Raw genomic sequence first — 13982 nt, forward strand, 5'->3', positions numbered from 1 at the left:
ATTTCATATATCAATCGGCTGATTTTTTTATGCCCATTTTTGGAAACTCCGAAGAGTGACAATACCATGAAACACAGTATTATATCCCTAGGGCTTCTTGCATCTATTGGTTTAACTGGTTGTATCGAGCCAAAAGCTTTATCTTCGAAGTCTTCAAACTTTATTACATCTCGCTTACAGTCTGCCAAGTCCACAGCTTATGCCAAAATCGTTAAAAAACATGACAAGCCTGCTTACATCAAGGAATCTGTCAAAAAGTACTTAGAAAGTCACAAAGCTTCACCAGAAGATTCTCCTTTTACAACAGAATATATAGATCTAAATGGAGACAACATTAAAGATGCTTTAACCCTACTGAGTGGAGTACGCTTTTGTGGCTCGGGTGGTTGCACAATGCTCGTACATCAAGGAGTTGGAAACAAAAAATTCAAATTAATCTCTGTAACCAGCCTAGTGAAAATACCAATCACAATAAATGACAGTAAGACAAGAGGTTGGAGAGACATAACTGTACAACATGCAAACCACATACTATTTTCAGAGAAAATAGAATTGAAATTTAATGGCAAAGGATACCCTAGCAATGCAGCAAAGGAACCTAAAGCCAATAGCAATGACTATTCTGGGGAAAAACTTACTTTTCTTCAGACTGGTAATTGATTTTACTGCTGTTTCTGTGTGATGTCAAGTGAATTAGCAGCTTTAAGATACGCATCTATTGTAGTATGACAAGAACTGTTTTAGAACGGTTAAGAAAACCCAGTGCTCGGATTTAAACATTAAGAACAATCTCAACCAAGGGCTGTTATAGGTGCTGTATCTGCTTTATATTAAATAGCAGGCGCAGCGCCGGATCCTGAACTTCTAGTATTGGCTGGGGTTTGAGTAAATAATGTTGTTGTGTGACTTTTTTTTGTGTGGGCTACGAACTAAAAAATAAACAAAACTAAACGATGTTTGGCTTGTTAGTCACTCGCTATTTGAATTGAACTAAGGCTTTCTTCGTTCCAGACATAATCTTTCATGTCACTAGGCCATGGTACCTCATCTGGATTTGCAATTTCTAATGTTTGATTTTTTAGTTTTTCATACAAGGTATTAAAATCACCGATCTCCATACTATTTTTGAGGAAAGTTTGACGAAGAAGCTCTGTAGTGAACATCATATTATGTGCTTCAAAACTACCTTGGGGAAATATGCGGGGAAAAATTAGGAAATTTATGTCATCTCGTTTATATTTGACTGCTTTTTGTGGTGTAATACCCAAGGTTTCTGGGACTATATCCCCTTCAATCGAAACCATGATATATTTTGGTCCTTTTGCCCAATCTTTGTAACCGTTCCCAAAAGCGAAGACATTTATTACCTTATTCGTAACTTTCTCCCATTTTTCAGACCCAATTTGTCGCTGCTTAAGATTCCAAAATTTTGCATACCGACCAATAAATTTTCTTCTAGCACGATGAATCCCTCGAGCTAATAGGATAGTCCCATGGCTATCGCCGGAAAAATTTACAGGTGTCTCGTTTTCTATGGCACTCAAAATCAGGCTTGTAGTATTGTTAATTGCCGGACTACCTGATAAGCCTATACGATGAATCGCAGCATCAACCCAGTCAAGAAGTGAATTAATGAACCGAGAAATGGGATTTGTTCTAATAAAAGAAGAATTATTCAAGTTAGCAACTCCTGTTTTGAGAGTTACTGCATATCTGCGACTTCTTCTTGAAGACTCTTTTGCTACTTGACCGAGTCCAGGAATAAATATTGCAAATAGTTCTCCTCGATCGTTTTCTGGATAGTAAGTAATTTCTTGACTAATTGTTGCGATCGGATTTGTATCAACTATGACATCATCAAAATCAAAAAATTCTTCACTACCAGGATTTTGTAACTGTCCGTCAAATTTTTTATCAGGGAATAAGGCTTCAAATGGCCATCGCCACCAATTTGATTTTACCTGTTGTGCTTTTTCTTTATTATTCATCATATTGTTTATTTTTTGATATGTATATTTTTCATAGATTCTACTGCTAAAAAATAGATTTAAAAATAACTTTTATGCAGCATTAAAATACTTTTAATCAATGAATAATTACTCTGTGTTAGAGTATACGATTAAGCTGTTTTTTTGTTATTTATGAGTAATAGTAAATTATCTTGTGATTCAAAATATATATATGTATAAATTGGATAATAGATGATATAAATCTTATTTCGTAGTGATTTTTAATTTATATAATCTGAATCCACTCTTCATTAATTTACCTTTAAATTAAGACGAAAGCATAATTCAATCACGAATTAGAAAATCTCAGGACTTACGCAACTACAATTTGTCATTACGAGCGGAACGTAATGTAGATTTTGCGTAAGTCCTATTGATAATGGGTTATTTGTTTTTTCCATTACTTAAAACCGAATATATAATGTGACGACAATAAGAACAAAGTGCGGTAGCCTGGTAACATGAATTACGAAACAGCGCGCAAATTACTGATTTCTCAAACAGTCAGCCTTGAAGATAATGCTGATGCCTTAATTGCACGGATGCAACAAGGTAAACCACCTGTTCCAGGTCAAGTTACATCTATTTTGTTAGCTCTAAAGGTACTGCACGAAAATTTGAAAGATTCTAAAACTTTAGATAGAGAACTTGCATATAGCTTGTATAAATTGACAGTCAGTCCCCAGAAACTATTTGCAGCAGGCTACAAAGCAGGTATTAATTGGCCACCACTGCTCAAGGAAGATTTATTAAGAATTGGCAGTGGCTGCGAAAATATATTTTCTGGTATTTGGCAACAAATTGAATATTAACGACTCTGCAACTCAGTTTTCAGTTTTTCCAAATCACTTTTCAGCAAAACTGTAATTTTTCCGAAGTAAGCTTTGCCATTTTTGGGTTGAGCAACTTCTACCCAATAAGCAAAGCGATCGCCGATCCTGAGTTCTCCTTGTAAAGCTTCCCGGATTGGAGTTTTGGCAAAGCGAGCTGAGTTAATTACGCTTTGGTTGGGATATTCATAAACTTTATCAGAGCGATTGTAGTCTTGATAGATATCTAAGCCGTAAATTACTCGCAAAGATTCTTTTAAACGTTGGAATGACATACCATTAATGGCGTCATACATAGTAATTCGTTCGCTACGAATTTTACTCCGATTAGTGGGTACTCCAACTTTGCCGGGAGCTAATACAGAAGAAAGAAAACTAAATCTTTGGGCTGCTGTATCGCTTTTTTTTACAAATAATCGTTCTCCACTCCTTGGTTGTAGAGTAGGATGTGCTTTAATCCAGGTACTAACTTTTTCTACCGCTTCCCCTGGTAAAGCATGAGCTTGGGAATTAAATATTAATAAGGACAAAGAGAAACTAAAAAAACTGAGCAGGGATTTATTTCGCATTTGCTTTTTCAGACTAATGATGTAGTATCCTGTCGTTCTTAATTAGCTAATTTAGAATTGCTAATTTCAATCCCGAATAGCCAATTGCGGGAATACAATCATAGTTTTCCCTGGTTAGCAAGATTTATTTATGTTCAAGTACAAGATTTATAGATTAAGCAAACATTAAACTACTACTCCAAAGGAGAATATAGACCGTAACTCCTGCTAAAAACCAATGCAAGCGAGAAGTTTTTGGAGCAGGTAATTCTTCATAAAAAACGTTAAACATAATTGATCCTGCCAAAAAAGCAATGAGCAGGTCGGAGATTAATTTATTTTCTTGCTCGACTACAATATCTAGACAAAAAGTAATAGTAATTGTCCCAATCAAAAAATAGCGACTCCAACTAAAAAGCTCGCCATATTTTTTAGATAACTGATGATTGTTATGAAGTAAATGAAAACCGATGGCGATCAAATAAGGAAAGTTAGAAGTTATAAGACTACTAGCACGTTCTGGGATGGTATAAATTAACAAGCCATTATATAAACAATAAAAAAATAACTCAACTCCAAAAATGAAGAGATATTGAGATTGTTGTTTATTATTTGTTTTCCAAACTAAACTTTGTAAACTATAAAAAATTAGGAAACCAATAAGAACGACAATATGAATTGAATGTCCCATCAATTCTTCAGCGGTTTCTAATTCTGGCAATAAGTTCATAAATACATAGGATATTGCCATCCCTCCACTGAACGATGCCGCAAGATATTCTGAGCGATAAAGGAGTTTATGAAGAGGTTTTGACCAAATATGAATTGCTGCAAAACCCAAAGTTATTGTTAGAGTTGATAGAATTGTTACTAAATCATTATGAGAAACTTCACTGGTTGTAACTGATGAAGCTATTACATTTAAATTGGGAAACATCACTAAATATAAATCATTTAATAGTTATTGAAATAAAATATTTATTTTTTATATTAAATCCGTATATTATAAACTTTATATTTTCAACTTTATTAAAAAAATACTGATTTACAGTTACTATAATCTAGAAATTTAAGTAGCCAAAATGTATTAATCTAGTCAATTAAATATAGAGAAATAATAAGAAGGGGTAATAACAAATAACCCCTTCTTAGTTAACTTAAATTACCTTAAAGAAAATTAGTTTTTAAACTAAGTCAATTTCTTGATTCAACTCACTATCTTGAATGCCTTGCTTCACCTTACCTTTTGCTCCAGATACGGTGATGCTAAAATCAGAACCTGCTTTCTGTTTGTAGAAAAGTAAATATCTTAGGGCTTCCGATGAAATGGAATCTAAGTCTTCCATATTTAAAACCACCCCTTTCAAACCATAGTTTTTCTCTAGCTTTTCTTTAAGATATTTAAGAGTGCTTGGTTCTAGAGAACCAGATAGATTTAATTTAGCTACTCCATCAGTCACTTCCATTAAATCTGCATCAAAATTAAGGTCAGTAGGTGTAATACAAACTCTAACCTTAATGTCTTTTTGGTCACTTGGTAAGGTAACGGTGAGATTCTTGGCATCGAAATTATCGTAAGCATGACCGTTAATCCATACTTGACTAATGCGAATGCTACCAGGAGGTAAAATATCTGGAGCTACTCTGAGAATATTATCTGGGAAAGCACCGGGCATGGGTTTAAAGAAGAAATCCATTGGTTCTTTCTTGATCAGCAAGTTAGTGTAAACTGCTGCCAAGTAGCACAATTCAAAGGAGTGATATCCAGCCATTGAATGACTGCCTTTTTCCCTTTCTGTACCTAAAGCGTAAGGCTGTCCATTGGCTAGAACGTTGAAATATACACCTCCTGAGATAGTATCGAGGAACCAAGCATTGTAGAAAGAACTTCCTTCCCTACCAAAGCGCAAAAAGTCAGGATTATCTTTATACACACCAGCCATTATGTAGTAGGCTAGAATACCCTGTTCCTGTTGCCACCAGGCTTTGCGATCGTGCCAGACTAAACGATGGAATTTTTCACCAGGGGCTAAGACTCGCTCCATAACGTCATACCAACCACCACGCTGGCGATCGCTACCAACATTAGGTATAATCCCACCAATTTTTTCAGCTAAGTTTTTATAATTTGCTTTAGCTCTGAGGCTATACATCCGAGTTAAGTTCCAGGCAATTTTGAGGTTGTGACCGACAACTGCGCGATTTTGCTGCCATCCCCAAGTTTGGTCTTTTGTCCAATCTGCAAAAAACTTTTCTTGTACGAAGGGACTTTCATCGTAGTCGGGAAAATGAGCGGTAATAGTATCAAAAGTATATTCGAGGAAATCAGAATACTCTTTTTTACCTGTAGCTAACCAAAGATTGATCAGGTAAGCTGGAGCATGGTCGCCGACAGAATTCCAATTTTTTTTAGCTTTATTTTGTCCTAAGGAATCGCTATAGGGACTCAAGGTAATTGGGTCTATGTGAGAAAAATAGCCACCCTTATCACTTTTATCTTTAAAGAAGCGATCGAATAAAGAAATTGTCCCCTTAACATCGTTCATGATACGAGGATCGCCAGTAATCCGATAGGTTTGGGTGGGACCTGCTAGGGCGTAAATTTGCTCGTAACAAGGAATTGCATGGTAGTCATCCCCAAATTCGGAAGTAAACAGCTTATGCTCCGTACCATCTTCTTGGATATCTACACCATGATACCAATAGCAAATACCTTCGCTTTTGTCTTGGAAGCGCATATGCTCCCGGAGATAATCCGTTCCTTTGCGGGCTGCTTCTAAATAACGATCTTCTCCTGTCATTAGATAAGCTGAAGCAAAGCCATAGACTAGACGAGAAATAGTATCGGTTTCTTGTCGTCCTGATTTTTGTTTTTGCCCAGTAAGAGTTAATTCGGTGCGATATTTGGAATAATCAATTTCTTCGCCTTCTTTGACGCCAAACTCAGCTTCGAGGTAAAAGTCAGCGAGTTGTTTAATTTGATTAATCCACCAGTCTTGGGCTTCAAAGCGATATTCACTATCACTGCGACCGAGGAAGACAATATGCTTGGCTTCAAACTTATATTCGTCATTAGCACCATCGGGATAAAAGATACCGTAAACAAATAAATAACGATTGGGACTGAGCATTTCTCTTATTTGCCCAGTAGCATCGTGATAAGCTTCTCCCAAGTTACGTACTAACTCTGCGTAGACGGTAGGAGTGATATAAACTAAGAATTCTCTACCATCGGAAGTTTTTAAGCCAAAAGTATCTTTATTTGCATCATACTGGGTCACATACCCAGCAATTAGGTCAGAAAAAGGAAATTCTATTCTTTTAGTCATGGATTTATTTGTGAAGTTTTGTTTTTGAAATTCAACTGAGTGCAAGACAAATGAAGTGAGAATTGGAGATCTAGATCGACAAAGAATTGGGAAAAACGAGAAAATTGGTAGATGACTAAAACGCTAGCCGCTAACGCCAATCCCCTAACTCGAAATCAGCACTGCAATACTGCGATCTGCGACTAAATAATTATTTGAGGTAATAATGATTTCCTGACCTGGTTCACTGATATCCCGAGGAGAAGCCAGAGAAGTATCGATAACTCTGTACCATTTTCTACCTTTAACTGGGGGAATTTCAAAGTTAAGTTTTTCCCAGTACATGTTCATCATTACATGAATATCTACTTCGCGATCGCGACCACCGAGGGTAAAAGCCAGAGCTCTTGCTGTTGGATCGTCCCAACCAGGACTATTCAGTTGACAACCATGCCAAGAAATATCTGATAATCCACGTTGATTGGTAATTCCAGTGAAATAACGAGGGCGATGAATAGCACTATGTTGTTTGCGGAAATTAATGATGAGTTGCCAAAAACGGAAGAAATCTTGATTTTGCTCTACCTGATTCCAATCAAACCAACTAATTTTGTTATCTTGACAGTAACTATTGTTGTTACCTTTTTGGGTACGCCGAACTTCATCTCCCATAACCATCATGGGGACGCCCTGAGACAACATCAAAATAGTCGCAAAATTTTTAATTTGGCGTTCTCGTAAATCATTAATCCACTGATCGTTGGTTTCTCCTTCCGCACCACAGTTCCAACTTAGGTTGTCATTGATACCATCGCGGTTGCCTTCTCCATTCGCTTCGTTATGTTTGTCATTGTAGGAAACCAAATCATTGAGCGTAAATCCGTCATGAGCATCAATAAAATTAACGCTATTGATTGGTAAATGACCGCGATATTGATAGAGATCGGCGCTACCAGTAATACGAGAAGCCAGATTATTAATAACACCTGCATCTCCCTTCACAAATCGTCTCACATCATCCCGATAGCGACCATTCCATTCTGCCCAGCGATAACCGGGAAAATGACCAATTTGGTATAGTCCGGCAGCATCCCAGGCTTCAGCTATTACTTTACTGTCCGCTAAAATATCATTTAACTCAATTGCCCAAATCACCGGAGGATGTTCCATTGGTCTACCATCTTCACCTCTGGTAAGAACCGAACCTTCATCAAAACGAAAGCCATCAACGTGCATCTCTTCAACCCAGTACCGCAAACAGTCAATGATAAATTTTTCACCAATGGGATGGTTACAATTAAAGGTGTTTCCGCAGCCTGTATAGTCGTAGTAGTATTGCTTGTTTCCAGATACTAGATAGTAATAGATATTGTTATCAATACCTTTAAAAGAAAAAGTTGGTCCTTGATGATTACCTTCATCAGTATGGTTAAAAACTACATCTAAAATTACTTCTATACCTGCTTTGTGTAGAGCTTTGACCATATCGCGAAACTCTCGTACGTGCTTCCCTTCTTCTGGGTTTACACAATAGCTAGGATGGGGAGCAAAGTAACTCATGGTACTGTAGCCCCAATAATTTTTCAGGGGTTGACCATCTACTTCTCGCAGCACTTCTGTATTGTCAAACTCAAAGATGGGAAGTAGTTCAACTGCTGTAACTCCTAATTTTTGCAGATAGGGAATTTTTTCAATGACAGCAGCAAAAGTTCCGGGATGCTTAACCTTGGAGGTCGAGGAACTTGTCAAACCACCCACGTGCATCTCATAGATAATTGTTTCATTCATCGGGCGATTCAAAGGTCGATCGCCTTCCCAATCATAGTCAGAAGTATCGATAATGGCGCTACGCATTGAGGTCGCAAGATTATCTCCTGGTACGCAAGCATCGCCCCGTCGCCACAGATTTTTCGTATTACCTTTAGCATAGGGGTCGATTAAAACTTTCTCGCGATCGAAACGATGTCCCGAATTGATATCGTTAGGACCATCAACTCGATAAGCATAATGCATACCAGCTTTTAACCCTTTGATATAAACATGCCAAAATAGGAAAGTTTTATGAATTTTGGGGTCTAATTTAATAATCTGAAATGGTTCTAGAGCATCACATTTATCGAATAGTAATAACTCTACCGCTGTAGCATGTTCGGAAAAAAGTGAAAAGTTTACCCCATTGCGATCGACAGTTGCACCTAAAGGATGGGCTTTCCCCCGATCGACTTGGTAAGTAATATTTTTACGTCCAGGTGTTGTATCTTGATATTTTGGGATTGCAATCATTTGACATTACCTCCAACGCATAATTCTTTTGCTTTGACAGAGTTTCCTGAGAGAATGTCAACTATCTGCTTAGCAAAGAGGTGACAATGGGCTCCCGTTCTACCTGTCACTAAATCACCATCTACCACCACATCACGATCTGTATATATTGCACCCATATTCACAACATCACCGTGCAAATTGTTGTGACAGGTAACAGGGCGACCTTTGACTAATTCTGGAACGGGAGAAACTAGCCACATTCCATGACAGATAATACCTTTAAGAATATTTTCTTTCGCAAATGCTCGCTGAAGAAATTCTGTGGCTGGAGGAAGTTTATTGATGTCTTCTGTGTATCTCAAACGGTCAGAAACCATCGCTGAAGGGACGATAATTGCTGAAAAACTTTCTAGAGTTCGATCGTCCATGTTTTCAAAACTTTCCTGACATTCAATCGGTGCTTTGTATTCATGTCCGGTGAAAGTTAAAGATGGTTGACCCCATAAACGAGTTAAAAGATGGGTATCTGCTCCTTCTTCAGCAAATCGGTAATGATAGTACCAAATTTCATGTTCGTAAAAGTCACTTTCAAAAAGAATGCCAATTTTTTGTCCCTTAAGTTTATTTCCAGGGTCATCACTTTTGATAACATCTCTAGAAAAACTATGGTTGGGACCTGGATTATATAAATGGGAAGTTAACATCATTTATGTCCTTTTCAATGATTCAGATTGGATGCTTGAGCATTACCTGGTATTTACTTGTGGAGTAGTACAATCAAAAATTCCAAAGCAGTAAATTCCTGAAATTTCGAGACAAATTTTTGCTTTAACCCAAATCTTGTTTAATTAAGTCTGCGACTTTCTCACCTATCATTACGATACAAGTATGGGGATTAGCTGATGGAATTGAAGGTATAACCGAGCCATCAGCTACTCGCAGACCTTCAACACCGTAGACTTTAAGGCTTGGATCTACAACAGCCATATTGTCCACACCCATTTTGCAAGAACCGACAAAATGATAGTAAGAACCAATATTGTTTACAATCCAATCTCTGAGGCTATCATCGCTGTCATAATCAGAACCCGGCTTAACTTCAATTAAACCTAACTCAGCAAATGCTTTGGTTTTGTATATCTCACGGGTCATTTTGACCATAGTGACAATGCGATCGATATCAACTTTTTCTTGACCGTAATTGGCATTAATCAGAGGATTTGCTGTCGGATCGTTGTTTGCTAAACGAACCCACCCCCGTGAAAGAGGTCTAACTAAGCCAGGAAGAGCCAAAATAACTCTGGGGTCAACTAACTGTTCCACTGAGGCGATAGGCTGGTTAGTCTGAACCCGTTTGATAACGTTGGAAAAAAATGAATCGCCAAACGGAGCACGATGTACGAGACAGATTTCTAGATCAGGGATGGGTAAGCCATCTTCAGAACCCCAGAAGAGAGCAACTTCTGTCATATTTTCTTTGGGGTCTGCTCCTGGCTGTGACATTAAACCCATGGGTCCAATGACAAGTGGGTGATCGTGAAAATTTTCACCGACACCAGGAAGATCCACTACAACAGGAATATCAAATTGTTGGAGATGCTCTGGATTACCAATACCCGAAAGCATGAGTAATTTTGGTGATTGAATTGCACCAGCAGATAAGATAACTTCTCGATCTGCTCTTGCGGTCTTAATAACGCCGTCCTGTTGATATTCAACTCCCACACAACGATTGTTTTCCAACAGAAGTTTGGTTACTAGGGAATTTGCACTTAATGTGACATTGGGACGACTTAAGGCTGGTTCCAGATAAGCTGTCCTAACTCCACATCTTTGACCATCTTTTATATCTAAATGATGCCAACCAACACCAAAATCACTGGCGTTGAAATCTTCAATATGTGGATATCCTAATTCAACGCAAGCATCAATAAAAGTTTGTGAAACTGGATTACCGTTATCTTTTGCATTGATGACATTGATTGGTCCACCTTTACCTGCAGTTGGATTAGTATCATCTTCTTGATTTTCCAGTTTTTGGAAGTAAGGAAGTACATCTTTAAATGACCAACCTTTACAGCCGTTATAAGCCCAGTTATTGTAATCTGCAGCCCTTCCCCTGGTATGGATCATATGATAGATATTGGAGGTTCCACCGATGAGCTTACCAGCAGCAGAATAAATTTGCCTGCTATCCAGACCGGACTGAGCTTCACTCATATAAGCCCAATCGATATCTGTGAGCAAAAGTTCATTCCAACGATAAGGAATTTGTACCTGTTCGGGAATTTTGGTACCGCCGGCTTCAATTACCAATACTTTTAGGTTACTAATTTCACTGAGGCGATAGGCAATAGTCGAACCTGCTGCACCGGAACCAACAATAATAAAATCAAAATTATCTGTCATTGTTACACTATTTTGATTCAAATAAATTTCACTCAAACAAAAAATAAGCAAAGAGTTGGCTTATTTACTTTCGCCTATTTACTTTTGCTCATTTACCGAGAAGCAATAATCATGTCAGCCGCCTTTTCACCAATCATAATTGTGGCTGCATTAGTATTACCCCTGGTAATCGTAGGCATAATTGAGGCATCTGCAACTCTTAGTCCTGCAATTCCATGAACTTTGAGTTGTGGATCCACTACTGCATTGCGATCGCGACCCATTTTACAGGTTCCAACGGGGTGCCAAACTGTAGAAGCAACCTTACGAATATATTCACGCAAACCAGATTCATTGGTAATATCAGCCCCCGGAGCAAGTTCTTCTCCACGAAAATCATCGAAAGCATGGGTATGGACTAGCTCGCGCGATAGTTGAATCCCTTTAACTAATACTTTTATATCTGCATCCTTTTCCAGATAATTGGTGTGGATGATGGCTAAATCCTCAGGATTGTTGGAACGCAAAGTAACCGTACCTCTACTTTGGGGAGCAATCAGAATTGGTGCAAAAGTAAAACCTGGACCGTCCCATAAGTATTCAGGTTCGAGGAATTGTACTGGACCAAAAAAGAATTGTAAGTCAGGGGAATCATCCAAGTTATTACCACTTCTGGTAAATAGTCCAGCTTCAGCAAGTAGGTTGGGACTAGGTTGTTCCTGTTTACATTTGTAGCCTACTCCCAGTAATAAGTGGTCTTGTAAATTTAATCCTACTCCCGGTAAATCCAGCACTACCGGAATATTTAGGGACTTCAAATGATTAGCATCACCAATTCCGGAAAGCATTAATAACCTGGGTGAGTCAAAGCTTCCACAGCTAACAATCACTTCAGATTCAGCTTTCACTTGGTGGAGAGTACCATCCTGGCTATACTCAACTCCAACAACTTGATTTTTAGAGATTAGCAAACGAGTAACTAAAGCCTTGGTTTGGACGGTAAAATTAGATCGCTCCAGGATCGGATTCAAGAAAGCAACAGCAGTACTACAGCGTTGGTTATTACTTGTTCTAGTGGACTGATAAAAACCTGCTCCATCTTCTTGCTGACTCCCATTAAAATCCCAATTATTTCCTTTGTAGCCCAGTTCAATTGCTGCATTAACAAAAGCCTGGGAAACTGGTGCAGGATTCCTATAGTCAATAACACTAAGGGGACCTCCTACTCCATGAAATTCTGAAGCACCACCTTCATAATCTTCAGATTTTTTAAAATAGGGTAATACCTCTTCGTAACTCCAACCTTCGTTACCAAGACGACTCCAACTATCGTAGTCACGACGATTTCCTCGGACGTACATCATCGCATTTAGGGAACTGCTACCTCCGAGAACCTTACCTTGAGCGATCGCAATTTGACGTTTATTTAAATACTGTTCTTGCTCTGTAGAATAGCCCCAATCAAGTTTGGAACCCCATAGAGAGGTCATGGATTGTATGTCAGTTTTATGAATTGCAGAATTAGTATCTGCTGCTCCCACTTCTAATAAAAGTACTGAAACATTAGGGTCTTCACTGAGGCGATTAGCGATCGTGCATCCTGCAGACCCAGCACCGACTACAATGTAATCGAATGTTTGTTCAAATTTCATATTTTTGATTTTCCTATATTTTTATCTTATTACCCTATAATTTGCTTCATCTCTTGGTCTGATAAGCTACCAATGACGTTATCAATTAAGTATTGAAAATAGTATTTTCCCCACATTGTTTCCCATAAACTAAAAGTTAAATCAAATTTTTCTTTATGTTTATTCGCCAAAAATATTTCACTTTCCCAAATAACATCATCAAAATCCTGAGGGGTAAAATCATAGTTCATTATTTTGGCATTTTTCATAACTTCATCTTTAGATTTGCGACTTAATTCATGTTGTAGGTAATAATCTTTAGCCACAGCATTTAAAAAGTCAAAAACAGCTTTTCTTGACATTAAAATTATTTCCTTATTAATAGAATCTAACTCATTATTGGGGATTAAAATTAATAACAAAAAATCTTATATACGCGTCATTATTACGATTGATGTGGAAAAATATATAGCATCTGTACAATAATCATAAATCATAATTCAGTATAAATTTATGATTAACCATTAACTGTCAAGTATATGATTCTGGAACACCAATCAAATTACTCAATTTAAACTATCCAAATTTGACATTTACAATTGAAATATGAACTATATACATCAGATAACAATCCTATTAATATAAGATATCATCTAATTAATTCTTTCAATTCTTCTTCTGAAAAGTAGCTCATAAGAACTTCAATCACATACTGAAAATGATATTTACCCCACATTTTTGGCCATAGTTTACTTCTACTACCAATTGTTTTCTCTTTAATTTTTTTCAGGATTACTGTTTCTTCGATACGACCAATTACAGAAGCTAAATCTTCCCGAGTAAATTCATAGCCTAAATTATTGGCATGAAAAATTAACTCTGCTAAATTTCTAGCATTAAATTTTTCCTGCAGCTTTGAATTTACACTAATAGCTCGAAAAAAATCGATGACATTTTGCTTAGACATTCGGCAATTTATATATTGAATGATGAATTATTGAAT

The 13982-nt window shown here is 37.4% G+C and carries 12 protein-coding genes; 2 read left to right on the forward strand and 10 right to left on the reverse strand.

Features of this window, described 5'->3' with window-relative positions; translation table 11 throughout:
* The first annotated feature begins 66 nt into the window (after window positions 1–66).
* Complete coding sequence (locus QNJ50_RS05015) at window positions 67–660, forward strand: hypothetical protein (RefSeq protein WP_300632837.1); 594 nt, start codon at window positions 67–69, stop codon at window positions 658–660.
* 305 nt (window positions 661–965) lie between these two features.
* Here the strand turns inward: QNJ50_RS05015 and QNJ50_RS05020 are convergent, their stop codons facing one another.
* Complete coding sequence (locus QNJ50_RS05020) at window positions 966–1991, reverse strand: hypothetical protein (RefSeq protein ID WP_300632840.1); 1026 nt, start codon at window positions 1989–1991, stop codon at window positions 966–968.
* Between the two features lie 479 nt (window positions 1992–2470).
* Between QNJ50_RS05020 and QNJ50_RS05025 the strand changes: the two genes are divergently transcribed.
* A complete protein-coding gene (locus QNJ50_RS05025; RefSeq protein WP_300632843.1) occupies window positions 2471–2821 on the forward strand; it encodes a Dethiobiotin synthetase in 351 nt (116 codons plus the stop codon).
* Here QNJ50_RS05025 and QNJ50_RS05030 read toward each other — a convergent pair.
* From QNJ50_RS05030 to QNJ50_RS05070, 9 genes are all read right to left on the reverse strand, one after another.
* Window positions 2818–3408 (reverse strand): hypothetical protein, encoded by a 591-nt coding sequence (locus QNJ50_RS05030; RefSeq protein WP_300632846.1) that lies wholly within the window; start codon window positions 3406–3408, stop codon window positions 2818–2820. The two genes, QNJ50_RS05025 and QNJ50_RS05030, sit on opposite strands and share 4 nt — an antisense overlap.
* A 154-nt stretch (window positions 3409–3562) precedes the next feature.
* A complete protein-coding gene (locus QNJ50_RS05035; protein WP_300632849.1) occupies window positions 3563–4324 on the reverse strand; it encodes a hypothetical protein in 762 nt (253 codons plus the stop codon).
* A 247-nt stretch (window positions 4325–4571) separates the two neighbouring features.
* Window positions 4572–6716 (reverse strand): AGE family epimerase/isomerase, encoded by a 2145-nt coding sequence (locus QNJ50_RS05040; protein WP_300632852.1) that lies wholly within the window; start codon window positions 6714–6716, stop codon window positions 4572–4574.
* Between the two features lie 144 nt (window positions 6717–6860).
* Window positions 6861–8978, reverse strand: a complete 2118-nt coding sequence (gene glgX / locus QNJ50_RS05045; RefSeq protein WP_300632855.1) for a glycogen debranching protein GlgX — start codon at window positions 8976–8978, stop codon at window positions 6861–6863.
* Window positions 8975–9667, reverse strand: coding sequence for a DJ-1/PfpI family protein (locus tag QNJ50_RS05050; protein WP_300632856.1), 693 nt, complete (start codon window positions 9665–9667; stop codon window positions 8975–8977). The genes glgX and QNJ50_RS05050 overlap by 4 nt, the downstream gene beginning before the upstream one ends.
* Before the next feature lie 121 nt (window positions 9668–9788).
* Entirely contained in the window at window positions 9789–11369 is a 1581-nt protein-coding gene (locus tag QNJ50_RS05055) for a GMC family oxidoreductase N-terminal domain-containing protein (protein WP_300632857.1), read from the reverse strand.
* A 92-nt stretch (window positions 11370–11461) separates the two neighbouring features.
* Entirely contained in the window at window positions 11462–13000 is a 1539-nt protein-coding gene (locus QNJ50_RS05060; protein WP_300632858.1) for a GMC family oxidoreductase N-terminal domain-containing protein, read from the reverse strand.
* Window positions 13001–13029: 29 nt separating this feature from the next.
* Window positions 13030–13341 (reverse strand): hypothetical protein, encoded by a 312-nt coding sequence (locus QNJ50_RS05065; protein WP_300632859.1) that lies wholly within the window; start codon window positions 13339–13341, stop codon window positions 13030–13032.
* 287 nt (window positions 13342–13628) lie between these two features.
* Entirely contained in the window at window positions 13629–13946 is a 318-nt protein-coding gene (locus tag QNJ50_RS05070; RefSeq protein WP_300632860.1) for a Nif11-like leader peptide family natural product precursor, read from the reverse strand.
* Window positions 13947–13982: the final 36 nt, after the last annotated feature.

The sequence above is a fragment of the Mastigocoleus sp. MO_188.B34 genome (genome assembly GCF_030065675.1).
GTDB lineage: Bacteria > Cyanobacteriota > Cyanobacteriia > Cyanobacteriales > Nostocaceae > Mastigocoleus.